Source organism: Collinsella aerofaciens ATCC 25986 (assembly GCF_964239575.1).
GTDB classification, from domain to species: Bacteria; Actinomycetota; Coriobacteriia; order Coriobacteriales; family Coriobacteriaceae; genus Collinsella; species Collinsella aerofaciens_BQ.
Genome location: NZ_CAXSQQ010000005.1, coordinates 89,122 through 107,065, shown reverse-complemented (window position 1 = coordinate 107,065; position 17,944 = coordinate 89,122). Strand labels below are relative to the sequence as shown.

Genomic DNA, 17,944 nt, shown 5'->3' with positions numbered 1-17,944 from the left:
CGAGCCGGTCTCCTCTCTCCCGGCAGTCTGAGCCCATCCAATCAGGGTGTCCCACGAGACGCCCGAACTTGCTACAATGTCTGCGGCGCGGAACCAGCCTCCCGCGCCGCTTTTCTTTTTTGGCCACATGCCACCAAGGAGAACCTCCCCATGCACAACAAGCGCGTGCTCGTCGCCATGAGCGGCGGCGTCGATTCCAGCGTGACCGCGTACCTGCTCAAAAGCCAGGGCTACGAATGCGTCGGCGCCACCATGCGCCTCACCTGCCCCGCGCCCGATCCCGCCACGGGCATGAGTAAGGTCGACCGCGACATCGCCGATGCGAAGGCCGTCGCCGAGCGTCTGGGGATACCCCACCATGTGCTCGACTTGCAGCAGACCTTCGACCACAGCGTTATCGAGCGCTTTGTGAACGCCTACCAGGAGGGGCTGACGCCCAACCCGTGCATCATCTGCAACCGCCACATAAAGTTTGGCGCGTTACTCGGTGCGGCGCTGGACATGGGCTGCGACTACATCGCAACGGGTCATTACGCCAAAACAAGCCAGACAGTAGACGGCACCTGGCAGCTGCATCGCGGCGAAGATCCCAAAAAGGACCAGAGCTACTTTTTATATTCGCTTACGCAGGAGCGCCTGGCGCACACGATCTTTCCGCTGGCAGGCCTAGACAAAGAGCGCGACGTGCGCCGCATAGCCGCCGAGCAAGGCTTTACCAACGCCCAGAAGGCCGAAAGCGAGGACATCTGCTTTATTCCAGACGGTGACTACGCGGGCTATATCGAGCGCCGCTGCGGACATCCCGCTGCACCGGGCGACATTGTGTGGCGCGACGGCAGCGTGGTCGGACGCCATAACGGCGCGTTGCGCTATACCATCGGCCAGCGCAAGGGCTTGGGCGTCGCGATGGCGCATCCCGTGTATGTGACGGGCGTCGATGCCGCCAACAACACCGTGCATCTGGGCGAGGCCGAGGACCTAACGGCCACAGCACTCACGGCCGACGACTGGATCTGGAGCGCCCCTGCCGACCGCATGGAGGCAGAACTCGATGCCGGCGGCATTCGCGTGGGCGCCAAGTACCGTTACCGTCAGAAAGACCAAGCAGCGACCCTTACGCGCGGCGAAGACGGGCAAATGCTGCTGACTTTTGACGAGCCGCAGCGAGCCATCGCCCCCGGCCAGGCCGTTGTAGTCTACCACGGCGACATCGTCCTCGGCGGCGGCACGGTGACCGGCGCACTTAAGTAGCCCCATCCCCTTCATAAATTGCGGTGAAATAGGGACTGTTTAAGCGTTTAAAACCGCCAAACAGTCCCTATTTCACCGCAACTTAGAGAGGACGGCCTCGGTCGGTACTGCCGTATCAGCCGAGGCCGCTGCATCGCTAGCGCTGTACGTAGGCGCGGACGAGCTCGAAGGTGTTGCGCACGCCGTCGATGTGGCTGCGCTCGTAGTTGTGGCTCGCGTACACGCCGGGACCGATCAGGCCATGGCGAATGTCGTAGCCGGCCGAGAGCGTGGCTTCGACGTCGGAGCCGTAGTGCGGGTACACATCGATGGCGTAATCGAGCTCCAGCTCGCGCGCGATGTTGGACAGCGTGGTCACCAGATCGTAGTTGTAGGGGCCACCCGAATCCTTGGCGCAAATCGACACCATGCGCTCGGTGCAGCCCAGGTCGTCGCCCACGCAGCCCATGTCCACGCTGATCATCTCGCGCGTGTCGGCCGGCACGAAAGCGCCGCCGTGGCCGACCTCCTCGTACACGGTGAAGAGCAGCGACACCTTGCGCGAAAGCGACACCTCGCCGTCAGCAACGGCACGGGCCAGACCCAGCAGAATCGACGCCGACAGCTTGTCATCCAGGAAGCGGCTCTTAATGTAGCCGCTCTCCGTCACCGTGGTACGCGGATCCATAGCGATGATGTCGCCGGTCTGAACGCCCAGCTCAAGCACGTCGTCCTTGCTGTCGACGTTCTCGTCGAGCAGGATTTCCATGTTCTTCTCGATGGTCTTGACCGGCTCGTCGGCCACGTGCGCCGAGGGCTCGGTATTGAGGACCACACCCGTGTACACATTGCCGTCACGTGTGTAGACGGTGCAGTTCTCGCCATCGGCCGTAGACCACTGGTGCCCACCAAGCGTTGTGGGACGCAGGCGACCATTGTCCTTAATGGAGCGCACCATAGCGCCCAGGGTATCGACATGGCTCGCCAACACGAGCGGCTCACCCTCGCCGCCAAGCTCAACCAGCACGTTGCCTTTATTGGAGCGCTCGGGCCCAAAGCCCATATCGCGCAACGTTTCCATCAGATAATCAGTCGCCGCACGGGTATAGCCCGTAGGCGAAGCAATCGAGGTAAGCGCCTTCAACTGGTCAGTAATATAGGAGAGCGTAGAATCCATCTTGGACACCAAAGTCACCCTTTCATGTCGAATTAAACCCACAGCAACAATACCACCGCGAACCATCTTTTTACCTAGCGAGATGACCCTCGAGCTCCCCAGAACTGCGCCCGCCACGATAACGAGCCGGCGGGCCCTGCCCGTTAGCCCCGCAATCTTTCCGCAGGACAGAAGGAGGCCCCGCCGCACGTAGTGCGCAGCGGGGCCTCCGACATGTCCGAGGACGATTGTGGGGCTAACGGGCGGGGCCCGCCGAACCAAGTTAGGCAGCCGGGCAGATCTTCTTGAAGAGCTCGATGACGTCGTCGAGCGTCGCCTCGCGCGGGTTGCCCGGGAAGCAAGCGTCGGCCATGGCGTCCTTGGCCAGGACCTCGATCTCGTCGGCCTTCATGGCCTCGCAGACGTGCGGGATGTTCACGTCGGCAGAGAGCTGCTTGACGGCGGCGATGGCGGCGTCGGCGGCCTCGTCGGTGCTCATGCCCGTGGTGTCAACGCCCATGGCGACGGCGACCTTGGCCAGGCGCTCGGCGCAAACCGGCTTGTTGAACTCCATGGCGATCGGCAGCAGCATGGCGCAAGCGACGCCGTGCGGGGTGTCGTAGTGAGCGGACAGGGTGTGAGCCATGGCATGGTCGATGCCCAGGCCAACGTTGGAGAAGCCCATGCCGGCGACATACTGGCCAAGAGCCATGCCCTCGCGGCCGGAGCCGGGCTTGCCGGACTTGGCCTCGGCGACGGAGTCGCGCAGGTTCTCGCTGATCAGCTTGATAGCCTCAAAGTGGAACATGTCGGAGAGCTCCCAAGCGCCCTTGGTGGTGTAGCCCTCGATGGCGTGGGTCAGAGCGTCCATGCCGGTGGAAGCGGTCAGACCAGCGGGCATGGAGGCCATCATATCGGGGTCGACGACAGCGACCTCGGGGGCGTCGTTGGTGTCAACGCACACGAACTTGCGGACCTTCTCGGGGTCGGTGATGACGTAGTTGATGGTCACCTCGGCGGCGGTACCGGCGGTCGTCGGCACGGCGATGGTGAACACAGCGTGATTCTTAGTCGGAGCAACGCCCTCGAGGCTGCGGACATCGGCGAACTCGGGGTTGTTGATGATGATGCCGATAGCCTTGGCGGTGTCCATGGAGGAGCCACCACCAATGGTCACGATAGCGTCAGCCTCGGCGGCCTTGAAGGCCTCGACGCCGTCCTTGACGTTCTGGATGGTGGGGTTGGGCTTAATCTCGGAGTAGAGGCTCCAAGCGATGCCGGCGGCGTCGAGCTCGTCGGTCACCTTAGCGGTAACGCCAAACTTGACCAGATCGGGGTCGGAGCAGACGAAGATCTTCTTGTAGCCGCGACGCTGGAGCTCGCCGGGGATCTCCTTGATGGCGCCGGAACCATGATAAGAGATGGTGTTGAGAACGAAACGATTAGCCATTGATAGCCTCCCATCGTGTGCGGGGCATCCATTACGCCTCGCGCTATATGTCCCATCCTAACGCTTTTGAAACAAAAAGCGCGTGAGAACGTCAAAGTTGTTAAAGCGTTTCAACAGCTGGTATCGTCCCCACCTGATCACTAAACAAAAAAGGGGCGGCCGAGATGGCCGTCCCCTCCCCAATATTGATCAGTGCGACAAAGGGGCCAGCCCCTTGCCGCATCCTGCCGTTATTTTTGGCAGGCGTCTTTCCAATCTTCGCAGGCACGCTTCCAGCGAGAGCGCAAATCGCGCTCGCGGTCGATAAACATGATGGCAAACGCGACAAACAGCAGCAAGCTCGCCACGACGATGGCATGCAGACCCATGCGCTCAATACACCAGTTGCCCAGCACGGCGCCAAACACAAAGGTAAAGATCACGCCAAAGTACAGCACGCCGTTTTCCAAAAAGCCGCGCTTGTGGGTGATGATGTAGTCGTCCACGTTTTGCAGCGCATTGCGCAGGTTACCGATGCACATGGTCGTGGCGATGCCGTGACCATGTATCTTACGGAAGCTCTCGACCTGCATGCCGCAGGCAAACGAGGTGAGGCAGTTGGCGAGCAGGTTGTAACCGCCACCGGGGATAAAGCTCACGCCCAGCAAGATAACGGCTTCAAAAAACACCGTCACCTGGCGCCAGTGAATCACGCTGCCAAACCGCTCATGCACCAGGTCGGCAAGCATAATGCCCACGGCAAACGACACCACAGGGAAGAAATAGCGACCCGCAAGTGCCCAATTGCCCTCCGAGATGCTCACGCCCACGAGCAAGATGTTGCCCGTCTGCGCGTTGGCGAAAACATGGTCGCGCCCAATGTACGAATAAACGTCCATAAAGCCACCGGCGAGCGCCAAGATGATGCCCAGCTCAATAGACTCCGATATCTGTTTGGCACGCTGCATCGTCGTGCATCCTCCTTGTTGACGACTCTCTCGTGCGTTGGCGGAAACATAGCCGCCGTTCATACTGTAACCCATTGACAACATGGCGTGCGCGCGAGACGGCCCCTTCGACACGGGGATACACAGTCTGGAAACAAACGGCACTCGCATCGACACGCCGATCCGCCAGCCCATGTACTCCACCAGTCTTTTTAGCGCCGTCCCAAAAAGACTGGTTACAATTACATGCAGCATACAAACACCGGGAGGGATCGTGGCAAAAAAGCCTCAGCATGCTCAGAACAACCAGCGCAGTCAGCAGGGCAAACAGGGCCAGCAGCAAAAGCGCGGCGGTAAGGCGCAGGCCACGGTCGCCCGCACCAAGCATTCCCAAGCGACGCCCGCCCGCCCCTGGCGACCGGGCCGCGATAAATTCCTCCCCGTCAGCCGCGCCGACATGGATGCGCGCGGCTGGGACCAGTGCGACTTTGTCTACATCTGCGGCGACGCTTACGTGGACCACCCCAGCTTTGGCATGGCCATCGTCAGCCGCGTCCTCGACGCACACGGCTACAAAGTTGGCATCATCTGCCAGCCCGACTGGACCGACCCCGCCAGCATCAACGTGCTCGGCGAGCCACGCCTGGGCTTTCTCGTCAGCGCCGGCAACATGGACTCCATGGTCAACCACTATTCGGTGACCAAGCACCGCCGCCACACCGACGCCTATACCCCCGGTGGCGAGGAGGGGCGCCGTCCCAACCGAGCCGTCACGGTCTATGGCAACCTCATCCGCCAGACGTTCAAGGACGCCCCCATCATCATCGGCGGCATCGAGGCGAGCCTGCGCCGCCTGGCCCACTACGACTACTGGCAGGACAAGCTCAAGCGCTCGGTACTGCTCGACTCGGGCGCCGACATCCTCATCTACGGCATGGGCGAGCACGCGATCGTCGAGATCGCCGACGCGCTCGACGCCGGACTGCCCGTCGATCAGATTACCTATATCAACGGCACCGTTTACCGCACCAGCTCGCTCGACGAGGTCTACGACTACGACCTGTTGCCCAGCTGGGACGACCTTGCCGCCGACAAGCTCAACTACGCACGCAGCTTCAATGTGCAGCAGCAGAATATGGACCCCATCACCGGACACCGCCTGGTAGAGCCCTACCCCAACAGCGTCTATGTGGTGCAGAACCCGCCATCGGCGACGCTCACCACCGATGAGATGGACGAGGTAGCCGAGCTCCCCTACGCACGCGATTGGCATCCCGACTACGACGTGGCAGGCGGCGTGCCGGCCTTTGCCGAGATCAAGTTTTCCATTAGCTCCAACCGTGGCTGTTTTGGTGAGTGCTCATTTTGCGCCCTCACCTTCCACCAGGGGCGCGTGCTGCAGATGCGCAGCCACGATTCGATCATGCGCGAGGCCGAGCTGCTCACGCGCGATCCCGAGTTTAAGGGCTATATCAACGACGTGGGCGGACCGACGGCCAACTTTAGCCGCCCCGCCTGCGACAAGCAGCTCAAGCACGGCGTGTGCAAGAACAAGCGCTGCCTGTGGCCGAGCGTGTGCAAGAACATGGTGGTCGACGAGACCGGCTACACGCAGCTGCTGCGCGACCTGCGCCAGCTGCCGGGCGTCAAGAAGGTCTTCGTCCGCAGCGGCATCCGCTTTGACTACACCATGGCCGATGCCTCGGACGAGTTTTTGCGCGAGCTGCTGGAACACCATGTCTCGGGCCAGCTGCGCGTAGCGCCCGAGCACGTGAGCGACGCGGTACTGTCCGTGATGGGCAAGCCGAGCCGAGCTGTCTACGACGCATTCTGCCGTAAATTTGAACGCTTGAATCGCGAATACGGACTCAAGCAGTACGTGGTGCCGTATCTGATCTCGAGCCACCCCGGCTCAACGATGAAGGAAGCCGTGGACCTTGCCGAAGCCGTGCGCGACATGGGTTACATGCCCGAGCAGGTGCAGGACTTCTACCCCACACCGTCCACCATGTCGACGTGCATGTACTACACCGGCGTGGACCCGCGCACCATGAAACCGATCTATGTGGCGCGCGACCCGCACGAGAAGGCCATGCAGCGCGCACTCATCCAGTATCGCAAGCCCGAGAACTACAAGCTGGTACGCGAGGCGCTGGAAAAGGCTGGCCGTCGCGACCTGATCGGCTACACCAAGCATTGCCTGATCCGTCCCGTGCCGCCGCGCCCGGGCGAGACGTCTGCTGGCGGTGGGCATGGCGCAGCCAAGAAGGGCGGCAAGGCCCACGGTGGCGCCGCTGGCAAGGGGCCTAAGGGCAGCAAGGGGCACAGCGGCATGTCGCGCGCGCAGAACACTGCCGGGCGCAACCGTGCAGCTCAGGGGCGTCAGGGTGCCAACGGAGGCGGACGCCGCAACTAGGGCAGCGGTGCGCTCGCTGCGTCCATCCCACACGCGTGGCGTAGCAAGCGCATTGCCTCAACAAGGATGACGCCGGCGATAGCGACCGTAATTGCCACGTCGAACGGCGTGTTCACAAACCAGAGCAACGTCATGAGATACGACCCGGCATTAAAGGCAAAGTGCAGCAGGATCGTGTAGCGGAGCTTTCCGGTGGTCACGAACACCCAACCAAAAATGAGGCCGGCAGCGCCCGCATAGCAGCCCTGCACCCAGTTCATATGCATAAAGCCAAAGATGGCCGCCTGCAGCACGATTGCCGCGGCGATACCCCACGTGCTTGGGGCCGCCCAGGGCACCATGGCGCCGTCTTGCGCGTTCGCGCGGCGCCGGCGCTTCCAGAGCGAACGGCACTGTGGATTAAACGCACGCAGCGAAAACTCAAAGATGATGCCGCGCACCAGCAGTTCCTCGCAAAACGGAGCGCCGAGCACCGTGGTCAGGACGGCAAGAAGGCTGGTATCGCCCATGCCCGTTTCCTCGACGAGCTCGCTATAGTCTGCCGCGACCTCGGGCAGCAGCGACAGCACGCCGTCGCATAGGTAGCTAATGACCACCTGCATGGATAGGCCGATCACGACAACGCAGGCAATGCGCTTCCATGCCGCGCTTGCTCCCCCACCGAGCGGGCGCTCGCCTTGCCGGCGTGCCATGAAGGAGCGGGGCCACAGATAACGCCACCACAGCAGCGCCATCAAAAATGACGCCGTCTGAGCGGCAGCCTGGAACCATTGAATATCGAGGTTGTCGATCGGGAAACCCGTCAGCACCGACACGGCATCGAGAACTGAAAACAGAACCACGCTCAGGGCTATATCGGCAGCGACAACGCCAAAACAGGCAAGCGCCCACGCCATCGCATTGAGCATGCCAACCTCCTCAAAACCCGGCACTTAGGGACGTTCCTTAACTGCCGGCTAAAAAGGAACGTCCCCAAGTGCCGGCAGTTTGGGACAGTCATTGTTGATGAGAATCGGGCGCAGCGCCAAAAGCCCCGCTCGGCGAGATGTCGAACGGGAAGGTGCCGCAGCGATTGAAAGCGGCGATGAACATGCGGATGGCGTTGGACGGTGTGGTGCCCACGAGCTGGGTTGCCGCCGCGAAGGCCGCCTTTTCCTCGGGCAAAACCTTCGCGACAACCGGGGTCATGTGTTCTGCCATGGCGCTTCCTTCTTGAAACGACGGTGGTGCGGATGGATGCGGGCCACGCGGCTGGGCGACGGGCTGTGAAGGCAACCCGATTGGCCCGCATCTGGAGTTTGTTCTACGGCGTTGGTATTACTTGGTAATCCTAAGTATTACCCCGTAGATAGAATACCATACCCGACCCCATGGAGACAGAAGAAAACGAATCATTTTATTGTTGAGTTAGCGCCTGAAATGGCTTTTAGAGCGTGATGATATCCGAGATATCGAGGGCCCGAGCGTCAGCGGCATCGTGCGTGGCAAGCAACAGCATGCGGCCGTCGAGCAAGTCGAGCACGACCTCGGCGCATGCGTCGCGCGCAGCGATGTCTAGACCGGTAAAGGGCTCGTCCAGAATCACTGCGCCGCCCGGGCACAGCAGGGCTCGGGCAATCTCGACGCGACGACGCTGCCCACCCGAGAGCTCAGCCACGCGTGCATGCACATCGATCCCCGGTACCAGCAGGCGCAACAGGGCTGCGGCACTCGAGGCATCCACGCGCGCGTCGGCGCACACCAGCACATTATCCAAGGCAGAAGCGTCCTCGACCAGGCGCACATCCTGAAACACCATGGAGCACGGTGCGCACTCCCCCGCCGCCAGCGCAAGCAACGTCGACTTGCCCACGCCCGAAGCGCCCATCACACAGGTGCGTCCACCGGCGGGCACATGAAGCACCAGCCCGTCGAGCGCCGGCGCCCAAGGCGCGCGATCGCCCACGGCAAGCGCAAGCTCCGCTGCAGCACCATCGCTCGCAGCCCCTGTACGCCCGCGCAGTCCATGCCCATGCGCCCGCGCGGCAGTTCGCCACGCCACGGGCCCCGAAGCCCGCAGCAACCACACCAGCACGCGCTCGCATGCCCACGATGCCGCCACGACCAGCACGGTCCACGCCAGCAGGTCAGCCGTCTCGATGAGCAGCTTCGCCTGATAGATGCGCTCGCCCACGGTGCCCGTCGCCATGCCGATGAGCTCCGCCGCCACGCCGGCCTTCCAGCTCATGCCGATCACGGCACGCGCGCACGAAAGCACAAACGGCAGGACCTCGCGCCAGGTATGGGCGCAAAACAGACGCCAACCCCGCACGCCATGCAGATGAAACATCTGCTCCAGCGACTGATCAACCTGCGTCAAACCCTCGACCAGCGAAAAATACACGCCCGGCAGCGCCATCAAAAAGACCGCGGCGATGCTCACGCGCGCCGACCCCAACCAAATGAGCAGCAGGACCACCACGCAGGCAACCGGTGTCGCCTTAACAAACGAAAGCGCAGGCGCCACCAAGCGGGCAAACGTCAGCGACCGCACCGAGGCTCCCGCCATCACGACGCCGCACACCGCGGCAAGCGCCAGCCCGCCCAAGATACGCGCACCCGAGCCTGCCAGAATCGCCCATGTGCCGGCATCGCATACCAGTCGTAGCAACGCCACCACGACAGCGCCCGGCCCCGGCAAAATCAACGGCTGCGCCACGAGACCCGCCACCAGCACCCACACGGCAAGCCAAAAGGCGGCAACGGCACCTGCTGCCGCCACCGCCTTCATACGCTCTGCCATTTGTCGAGCAAACGCACGCACGGGCTACTCCATGTAGTAGAAATCGTCAGCCGGGAGCTTGCCGCCCACGGCGCTCGCGTCCGCATCGGCCAGCACCTGCAGGTACCCACCGAGCGCCGCCTTCATATCCCTCCCCGTCTGGCACACGAGCATGCACCCGGGAATCGCTTTTTCGGCAATCGCGGCGTTATCCACGATACCCGCATCGACCACGGCCTGAGCCCAGTCCGCCGGCGCCGCGTTCACGTCCTCAACGCTCGCAGCATGGCAGCTCAGGAATTCCGCCACGGCCTCGGGATGCTCCTCGGCAAAGGCCCGACGCACCACGGTCACGCCCGTCAGCAAACGGGAGCCCGTGTCGCCCGCCAGCTCATCCCACACATCGGTCAGACTCACCGGCGCCGACAGCTTGCCTTCGCTCTTTGCGATGGCAGCGGTCTTGAACGGCTCGGGCAGCACGCCCACGGCAGACGGATCGGCAAGCAGCACCGAGAGCACCTCGGTGGGCTCGCTCTTAAACTCAAGCGCCACCTGGCCGGTCAGGCCCGCGCGCTCCAACAGGTAGTTCATGACGTACTCCGGCGTGGTGCCCTTGCCCGTCATATAGACAGTATGGCCCGCCAGATCGCCAAACGAAGTAACGTCCGCGTTACCCGTCACCACGTTCAGCACGCCCAACGTGTTGATGTCGATGACCTGCACCGCGCCCTCGGTCTTGTTGTAGAGCACGCTCGCCACGTTGGCCGGCACCAGGGCAATGTCGATATCGCCTTGAATGACCTTGGGCACAATCTCGTCGGCGGCGGTGTTGATCGCAAAGTCGAACTCATTGTCCGTCTCGCCATCGGCAGCCTGGTCCATAAACTGCACCAGGCCAATCGAGGTCGGCCCCTTGAGCGAGGCGACGTGCACCTCGACCGGCTCGGCAGCGGCACCGGCGCCGTCCGTGGCAGCCGAGCCCGCAGCAGAGCCCGCCCCCGCAGCTCCGCCGCCACAGCCCGCGAGTGCAAGCGACAGCGCGCCCGCGGCGAGCGCCGAGGCAAACCCCCGGCGCGACATCTCAACATCAAACGCGCGCATCGCTAGCACGTCCCCTCGTTAGGCATCGTCCATGCGTGATGGTCGGTATGCAGCAGCTCCTCGGCCAGCGGCGAGAGCGGCTCGCCCAAGAACTCGCGGTAGCACGCCTGGACATCGGGATTCTCGTGCGAGAAGCGAATGTCCGCAGCGGCATCCAGGCCCCAGAGCACCTGGCCACGCTCGGCTGCCAGCTCGCAGCCGTCGTGGATGGGCTGACCGCCGCCACCGACGCAGCCGCCCGGGCACGCCATGACCTCAACGAAGTCATAGCTCACACGGCCGTCGCGAATCGCGTCGAGCAGACGGGCAGCGTTGCCCAGTCCGTGTGCCACGGCGACGCGCACCTTGGTGCCATCGATATCGGCCACGGCTTCCTTCCAGCCGTCCAGGCCGCGCACATCGGTAAAGAAGTCGGCGTCGGGGTTCTTGCCCGTCACCAGGTAATAGGCCGAGCGCACGGCGGCCTCCATCACGCCGCCCGTGGCGCCAAAGATCACACCCGCGCCCGTGCCAAAGCCCAGCGGCGTATCAAGCGGCTCCTCAACCAGCGTATCCACGCTCACGTGGCTCGCGCGGACCATGCGCACCATCTCGCGCACCGTCAGCGCAACGTCAACGTCGGACGTGCCGTCCTCGCCCACCATGCTCGGCAGCGCACACTCGGCCTTCTTGGCCGTACACGGCATCACGGACACCACGAACAGGCGCTCGGGCTCCACGCCCAGCACCTTGGCGTAGTAGGTCTTGGCGATGGCGCCGAACATCTGCTGCGGCGACTTGGACGTGGACAGGCTGTCGACAAACTCGGGGTAACGCGCCTTCACAAAGCGCACCCAGCCCGGGCAGCAGCTCGTAAACATGGGCCAGCCGCGGCTGTCGCCCTCGCCCTTGGCAGCGGCGCCCAAGCGTTCGAGCAGCTCGGAGCCCTCCTCCATAATGGTGAGATCGGCCGAGAAGTCGGTGTCGAACACGTACTCAAAGCCCACGCGGCGCAGCGCGCAAGCCAGGCGCTCGACGGTGGCCTCATCGCGCGGAATGCCGAGCTCCTCGCCCCAGGCGCTACGCACGGCCGGCGCAATCTGCACCAGCACGATCTTGTCGGGATCGGCGATGGCGTCGAACACGGTCTCGGTATCGTCACGCTCGCGCAGGGCGCCCGTCGGGCAATGCGTGATGCACTGACCGCACGCGACGCAATCGGTCTTGCCGATCGGCGCACGCCCACGGGTGCCCACGGCGGTGTGCGTGGCGCGGTTGGTCAGGTCCCAAATCCCTAAGCCCTGCACGCTCTCGCACACCTTGATGCAACGCATGCATTTGATGCACTTGTCGTTATCACGGATGATGGGGAAATCGAAGTCCCAGCCCTCGCGCGCCAGGTGCTGCTCGTACGGCAGATAGAAGATGCCCAGGTCGTTGGCGATGGCCTGCAGGTTGCAGTTACCACTGCGCACGCAGCTCGTACAGCGCGAGTCGTGCTGGGACAGCAGCAGCTGCACGTTGGTGCGACGCGCCTCGCGGGCCTTGGGGCTGTTGGTGTGGACCACCATGCCGTCGAGCACGTAGTTGTTGCAGGCGGCAACCAGCTGGTCGCAGCCCTCAACCTCGACTACGCACACGCGGCAACCGCCAATCTCGTTTAGATCGCGCAGGTAGCACAGGGTGGGAATCTGGATGCCGACGGACTTGGCCGCGTCCAGGATCGTGGTGTGCTCGGGCACCACGACCTCGCAATTATCGATAGTGAGCTTGACCATGTTGAGTGCTCCGCTTTCGGTGTTGTCGCTGACAGTGGGGTTGTTGAGCTCTACCATTCCAGGTTCCTCCCTCCGCGGAACGCGCCAAAGCCAAAGTGGTCGCAACGCAGGCAGCGGCTTGCCTCCTGGCGTGCCTCCTCCTCGGTAAGGCCCTGCTCGACCAGATTCCAATCGTGGATGCGCTCGCCGGCTTCGCGCTCGCCCAGCTCGCAGCGGCCGCACTCGTGCTTGCCCTTAAACTGCACAGTCGGCAGCTCAACGTCGAGCTTGATCTTGTGGTCAAAGCCCAGGTAGCGGTCGATATTTGCCGAAGCAACGCGGCCGGCGTTGATGGCCCGGATGACGGTGGCGGGACCGGTCTGGCAGTCGCCGCCGCTAAAGAGGCCATCGAAGTTAGGCACGGCGCCATCCGAATCGGTGACCACGCAACCCCACTTACAGGCGATGCCCATGTCCTCAAACGGCTTGGAATCGATGTCCTGGCCAATGGCCACAAACACGCGCTCGCAGGGAATGACGCGCTCGGGCGTGGCGGCGGCACGCGGGGCCGGACGGCCACGGCGAGGCTCGCCGATAATCTGCGGCTGCACGCGCAGGCCGTTCACGCGACCGTCCTCGCCCGTCTCGATAGCGAGCGGTGCGGTGAGCTCCAGAACTTCGCAGCCCTCGGCCTGGGCGCCGGCGATCTCGGCATCCTGGGCCGTCATGTCGCAGATGCGACGGCGGTAGACGATGCTCACCTTTTCGGCACCGCAGCGCACGGCAGAGCGCGCCACGTCCATGGCCACATTGCCGCCGCCGATGACGCACACGCGCTGGCCGCTCAGGTCGGGCAGCTCGTCATCGCCGATGGCACGCAGCGTCTTGACGGCCGACTCCACGCCGGGCGCCTCTTCGCCCGGAAGGCCGAGCTTCTTATCGCTGTGGGCGCCAATGGCAAGGTAGACGGCATCGAACTCGTCGCGCAGGCGGGCAAGCTCCTCGCCATTGACGGAGTGGTCGAGTTCCACGTCGATGCCAGTACTCAAGATCCAGTCGATCTCGGCCTGCAGGCGCTCGCGCGGCAGACGGTAGCTGGGGATGCCGTAGCGCAGCATGCCACCCAGGTGATGACGCTGCTCAAAGATCGTCACCTTATGGCCCATCACGGCCAGGTAGTAGGCACAGGAAAGGCCGGCCGGGCCGCCGCCAATCACGGCGATGCGCTTGCCGGTGTTGTCGGCCACGCTGGGCTTGTAATCGTTGAGGTCGCTGTGCTCAACGGCAAAACGCTTGAGGGCGAGGATGTTCATGGGATCGTCGACCATGCCGCGACGGCAGTGCATCTCACAGGGATGCTCGCACACCAGACCGCAAACGAGCGGCAGCGGGTTGTTCTTGCGGATGACCTTGACGGCATCGGCATAGCGGCCGGCCTCGACCAGCGAAATGTAACCGGGAATGTCGACGTGCGCCGGGCAGCCCGAGACGCACGGGACGCGGGCCTCGCGGTCAAAGCCACAGGAATGCTCGCGGATGTGGTGCTCAAAATCGTCGCGGAAACCGCGGATAGCCGTAAGGGCCATGGCGCCGGCCTCGTAACCGATGGCGCAGTCACTCGAAAGGTAGATGGTGCGAGCCGTGCGCTCAATCAGGTTGAGCGTGGACTCGTCGGCGCGGCCCTCGAGCACATCGGCGAGCAGATCGCTCAGCGCGCTCAGGCCCACGCGGCAGGGCGTGCACTTGCCGCAGCTCTGGGTGGAGCACAGGTTGACGAGCGCCGCCGTAAACTCAACGGGACACGGGGCGAGCGAACTCACCGCCAGACGGCGTCCGAGCGCATCGTGCAGGTCGTCCATGACGGCCTGAGCGTGGCTGCGTTCCATTACATGCAGTCGAGCCATAAGATCCCCTCTCACATGGCAGCCCGGAGGCGAGGCCGGGCGAAGTTGCTACACGCACAACACTGACCTAAAAAGTTGTTAGGTCTCCACGCAGTTCGGCAGGCGGTAAGAAATGTCACCCTCAGCGGTGAAAAAGAACATTACCGCAGATAAATGCCATATTTGATAAAACGCGTTACCAAACGACAATGCCCCGCCCACGCAATCACGTGGACGGGGCATTGCTCCAGGTATGCGGTCAGCGACCCTGTTGCTTTTACTTAAGCTCGGGCCAGTAACCCTTGTTGGCCTCGATCATGTCGTCGAGAACCTCCTTGGCGACCTTCATCGACGGCACGGTCTTGTTGAGCGTAAAGGCCTTGAGCGCCTTCTCGTACGAACCCTCGATCGTAGCCTCGACCACGAGCTTCTCGGAGTTCAGCTGCTGCATCATGAGGCCCTGCTGGAACAGAGGAATGTTGTCGCGGCTGATGACCTCGGGGCCGTTCTTGCCAATGTAGGCAGGCAGCTCGACCATGGCGTCGTAGGGCATGTTGGGGATAGCGCCCTTGTTCTCGCAAATGACCAGGAAGCGCTGCTTGGTGTCGTTCTTCAGAGCGATAGCCAGGTCGGCAATCCAGTCGCCGTGGCTGCCCGCATAGAACGTGCTCTCGTCGATCTCGCCCGTCTTCTCGTAATGGTCGATGCCGTCGAAGAGGTTCTTCTCGCGCGTCTCCTCAACCTCGTTAGCACGGGTGCGCTCGGGGTTGGAGTGCTCGACGAACTCCTTCTGCTGCAGGTAGTAGTTCAGGTACGTGTTGGGCAGGTACTCCGGGAAGCACTCCATGATCTCGTACTCGCCCTTCCAGACGTAGTACCAGCTGCCCTTGGTGTGACGGTTCTGCTCGGGATGCTCGTCGGTGGCCTCCTCGGGCTTCTTTGCCATGAGCGAGCCCATGCCCTTGAGGTAGGAGTCGGGCAGCAGGATCTGGTGCTCCTTGATGTACTCGCGCAGCTGCGGGAGCACCTCCTCGCCCTTGTGGCGGATCGAGGTGAACCAGCCAAAGTGGTTGAGGCCAAAGTAATCGTACTCGACATCCTTCTTGTCGATATCGAGCGCGGCGCAAACCACGTCGATAATCGCGATCGGCATGTCGCAGATGTTGATGATGCGAGCGTTGGGACGCAGCACACGGCAGCCCTCGGAGACGATGGCGGCAGGGTTGGAGTAGTTGAGAATCCAGTAGTCCTTCTTGGCGTACTTCTCAACGTCATCGATCAGCTCGACCATGGGGAAGATGGTGCGCATGCCGTAGGCAAGGCCGCCGCAACCGCAAGTCTCCTGGCCCACGCAGCCGTGACGCAGCGGAATCTTCTCGTCCTGCTCGCGCATGGCGTAGCCGCCCACGCGCATCTGGGCAAACACGAAGCTCGCGTCGGTAAAAGCCGTCTTTTTGTCGGTAGTCACCGTGAGCTTGATGTCCAGGCCGAGGTCCTCGTGCAAAATCCAGTCCACGAGCACGCCGATCTTGCGCTGGCGCTCCTCGTTGATGTCGTACAGACGAATCTCGTCAACATCGAGCTCGTCCTTGCGCAGGGCGATGGACTTGACGATGCCGGGGGTAAAGGTGGATCCGCCACCACACAGAGTAATGATCATTGTTTACTGCTCCTTCTCAATTGCGTTTTCGACCTTGTCGCGCATCTCGGCGACCTTCATGCCAAAGATGATCTGGATATTATTGCCGTTGCGGTTGATGCCGCTGTTGGGCACGTGGTTGATGAGGTCCTCATTGATGAGGTCCGGGTTCTTAACGTTCACGCGGAGACGCGTAAAGCAGTTCTCGAGCTCCTCGATGTTGTCCTTGCCGCCAAGACCTGCGACCAGGTCGGCAATACCCGCATCGACGCCCTCTGCGGGAGCTGCGGCAACAGCGCCCTGCTTCACCGCGACAGACGCGGCGGCCTCGCCCTCGGCAACGGACTCGGCGAGCTCGGACTCCTCCTCGCGACCAGGCGTGTGGAGGTTGAGCTTCTTAATAAGGAAGGTGAAGAGGAAGAAGTACAGAGCGGCGTTGACGACTCCAAGCACCAGCATAACCGGCCAGTTGGTCTTGTCGACACCGAGGACCAGGTTGGAAACCACGATGTTGATGATGCTGCCTGCAGTCGAAGCGGGCACGGAGAGGACCTTGAGCAGGACCAGGAAGATGCCGGAAAGAACCGAGTGAACGACAAAGAGCACGGGAGCGGCAAAGACAAAGAGGAAGTCCATGGGCTCGGTCACGCAGGAGAGCACGGCGGTGATGATCAGCGGGATGATAACGGCCTTGGTCTTATCCTTGTTCCCCTTGTAAGCGGTGAAGATAAAGGCGAGACCGATGCCGATGTAGGGCCACAGGTTGTTGAAGGTGTAGCTGTTGAAGTAGGTGCTATCGGAGAAGGGCTGGCCCGTCATTGCCATCTCGGCAACACGGATGGGATAGGCGCCGGCGATAACCTGATCACCCAGCGTCAGGGTGCCACCCACATCGGAGAACTGGAACGGGGTGTAGATGAGGTGGTGCAGACCGGTGGGAACGAGCAGCTTGTTGAGCATGCCGTAGATAAACAGACCGATGTTGCCCGACTCCTTAATGATGCCGGCAACGGAGGAGATGGCGCCCTGAACCGGAGGCCAAACGATGCAGAAGCCAGCGCCCATGATCCAGGAAATGATGATCATGATCAGGAACGGGAAGCGAACGCCCGAGAACATCGAAAGGGCAATGGGGAACTGCTTGTTCGAGTACTTGTTAAACACGGCACCGGTGATGCAACCGAGAATAATGCCGCCGAACACGCCGGTATCGAGCACCTGAATGCCCATAACGGTGGCCTGGCCGGTTCCGGTAAGACCGAGCATGCCGCTCGCATCGGCAAGAGAGCCGGTGGCGTTGAGCACGATGTTGTTAGCCTGCAGGAACAGGAAGAACGACATCAGGGCGATCAACGAAGCATGGCCCTTGTTCTTCTTTGCCATGGCGCCGGCGATGCCCACGCAGAACAGAATCGAGAGGTTGTTGATGATAAACATCAGCGACTGGTAGACAACGGCGCCCACAAGCTGGAACGGACCGGAGCCCAGTACGGGGACCAAAGCGCAGATGGTCTTGTTGGTCAGAATGATGCCCACGATGAGCAGGATGCCGGCAACCGAGAGATACATCATCGGCTGAACGATCGACTTCGCGAACACCTCCAACGGCGCTTTGAAATTGAACTTCTTTTTTGCGGTCATAGCGG

Annotated in this window: 13 protein-coding genes; 2 read left to right on the top strand and 11 right to left on the bottom strand. The window is 62.4% G+C overall.

Annotated features, from left to right (window positions below; translation table 11 throughout):
* Window positions 1-27: 27 nt before the first annotated feature.
* A complete protein-coding gene (gene mnmA / locus ACESUZ_RS04535) occupies window positions 28-1,251 on the top strand; it encodes a tRNA 2-thiouridine(34) synthase MnmA (RefSeq protein ID WP_260699260.1) in 1,224 nt (407 codons plus the stop codon).
* A 136-nt stretch (window positions 1,252-1,387) separates the two neighbouring features.
* On the opposite strand, the gene ACESUZ_RS04530 is transcribed toward mnmA, so the two are convergent.
* The 3 genes from ACESUZ_RS04530 to ACESUZ_RS04520 form a co-directional block, all read right to left on the bottom strand.
* On the bottom strand, window positions 1,388-2,407 hold the full coding sequence (locus ACESUZ_RS04530) for a M42 family metallopeptidase (protein WP_373198709.1): 1,020 nt from the start codon (window positions 2,405-2,407) through the stop codon (window positions 1,388-1,390).
* A gap of 262 nt (window positions 2,408-2,669) precedes the next feature.
* Entirely contained in the window at window positions 2,670-3,836 is a 1,167-nt protein-coding gene (fucO, locus tag ACESUZ_RS04525; RefSeq protein WP_195502787.1) for a lactaldehyde reductase, read from the bottom strand.
* Between the two features lie 230 nt (window positions 3,837-4,066).
* Window positions 4,067-4,783 carry a YoaK family protein gene (locus ACESUZ_RS04520; protein WP_373198707.1) on the bottom strand — a complete coding sequence of 239 codons (717 nt, stop codon included), beginning with the start codon at window positions 4,781-4,783 and terminating at the stop codon, window positions 4,067-4,069.
* A 253-nt stretch (window positions 4,784-5,036) separates the two neighbouring features.
* Here ACESUZ_RS04520 and ACESUZ_RS04515 point away from each other — a divergent pair, with 253 nt between their 5' ends.
* Window positions 5,037-7,178 carry a YgiQ family radical SAM protein gene (locus tag ACESUZ_RS04515; RefSeq protein ID WP_373198705.1) on the top strand — a complete coding sequence of 714 codons (2,142 nt, stop codon included), beginning with the start codon at window positions 5,037-5,039 and terminating at the stop codon, window positions 7,176-7,178.
* Here ACESUZ_RS04515 and ACESUZ_RS04510 read toward each other — a convergent pair.
* The 8 genes from ACESUZ_RS04510 to ACESUZ_RS04475 form a co-directional block, all read right to left on the bottom strand.
* Window positions 7,175-8,086 carry a CPBP family intramembrane glutamic endopeptidase gene (locus tag ACESUZ_RS04510; protein WP_373198703.1) on the bottom strand — a complete coding sequence of 304 codons (912 nt, stop codon included), beginning with the start codon at window positions 8,084-8,086 and terminating at the stop codon, window positions 7,175-7,177. The genes ACESUZ_RS04515 and ACESUZ_RS04510 overlap by 4 nt on opposite strands.
* An 88-nt stretch (window positions 8,087-8,174) precedes the next feature.
* Window positions 8,175-8,378: a type II toxin-antitoxin system RelB/DinJ family antitoxin gene (locus tag ACESUZ_RS04505; protein WP_006235351.1), complete on the bottom strand. Its 204-nt coding sequence runs from the start codon at window positions 8,376-8,378 to the stop codon at window positions 8,175-8,177.
* A 226-nt stretch (window positions 8,379-8,604) separates the two neighbouring features.
* Complete coding sequence (locus tag ACESUZ_RS04500) at window positions 8,605-9,960, bottom strand: ATP-binding cassette domain-containing protein (protein ID WP_373198702.1); 1,356 nt, start codon at window positions 9,958-9,960, stop codon at window positions 8,605-8,607.
* A 24-nt stretch (window positions 9,961-9,984) separates the two neighbouring features.
* Window positions 9,985-11,040 carry an ABC transporter substrate-binding protein gene (locus ACESUZ_RS04495; RefSeq protein ID WP_373198700.1) on the bottom strand — a complete coding sequence of 352 codons (1,056 nt, stop codon included), beginning with the start codon at window positions 11,038-11,040 and terminating at the stop codon, window positions 9,985-9,987.
* 2 nt (window positions 11,041-11,042) lie between these two features.
* Window positions 11,043-12,854, bottom strand: a complete 1,812-nt coding sequence (locus ACESUZ_RS04490; protein ID WP_443985224.1) for an NADH-dependent [FeFe] hydrogenase, group A6 — start codon at window positions 12,852-12,854, stop codon at window positions 11,043-11,045.
* Complete coding sequence (locus ACESUZ_RS04485; RefSeq protein ID WP_373198698.1) at window positions 12,848-14,680, bottom strand: NAD(P)-binding protein; 1,833 nt, start codon at window positions 14,678-14,680, stop codon at window positions 12,848-12,850. The genes ACESUZ_RS04490 and ACESUZ_RS04485 overlap by 7 nt, the downstream gene beginning before the upstream one ends.
* Window positions 14,681-14,936: 256 nt before the next feature.
* Window positions 14,937-16,319 (bottom strand): 6-phospho-alpha-glucosidase, encoded by a 1,383-nt coding sequence (locus tag ACESUZ_RS04480; protein ID WP_195534849.1) that lies wholly within the window; start codon window positions 16,317-16,319, stop codon window positions 14,937-14,939.
* Window positions 16,320-16,322: 3 nt separating this feature from the next.
* Entirely contained in the window at window positions 16,323-17,939 is a 1,617-nt protein-coding gene (locus ACESUZ_RS04475) for a PTS transporter subunit EIIC (RefSeq protein ID WP_373198696.1), read from the bottom strand.
* Window positions 17,940-17,944: the final 5 nt, after the last annotated feature.

Coding starts and splice junctions, on each gene's coding strand:
- ACESUZ_RS04480 (WP_195534849.1), bottom strand. CDS start 16,319: ATGATCATTACTCTGTGTGGTGGCGGATCCACCTTTACCCCCGGCATC.
- ACESUZ_RS04485 (WP_373198698.1), bottom strand. CDS start 14,680: ATGGCTCGACTGCATGTAATGGAACGCAGCCACGCTCAGGCCGTCATG.
- ACESUZ_RS04510 (WP_373198703.1), bottom strand. CDS start 8,086: ATGCTCAATGCGATGGCGTGGGCGCTTGCCTGTTTTGGCGTTGTCGCT.
- ACESUZ_RS04530 (WP_373198709.1), bottom strand. CDS start 2,407: ATGGATTCTACGCTCTCCTATATTACTGACCAGTTGAAGGCGCTTACC.
- ACESUZ_RS04520 (WP_373198707.1), bottom strand. CDS start 4,783: ATGCAGCGTGCCAAACAGATATCGGAGTCTATTGAGCTGGGCATCATC.
- ACESUZ_RS04500 (WP_373198702.1), bottom strand. CDS start 9,960: ATGGCAGAGCGTATGAAGGCGGTGGCGGCAGCAGGTGCCGTTGCCGCC.
- ACESUZ_RS04495 (WP_373198700.1), bottom strand. CDS start 11,040: ATGCGCGCGTTTGATGTTGAGATGTCGCGCCGGGGGTTTGCCTCGGCG.
- fucO (WP_195502787.1), bottom strand. CDS start 3,836: ATGGCTAATCGTTTCGTTCTCAACACCATCTCTTATCATGGTTCCGGC.
- ACESUZ_RS04505 (WP_006235351.1), bottom strand. CDS start 8,378: ATGGCAGAACACATGACCCCGGTTGTCGCGAAGGTTTTGCCCGAGGAA.
- ACESUZ_RS04475 (WP_373198696.1), bottom strand. CDS start 17,939: ATGACCGCAAAAAAGAAGTTCAATTTCAAAGCGCCGTTGGAGGTGTTC.
- ACESUZ_RS04490 (WP_443985224.1), bottom strand. CDS start 12,854: ATGGTAGAGCTCAACAACCCCACTGTCAGCGACAACACCGAAAGCGGA.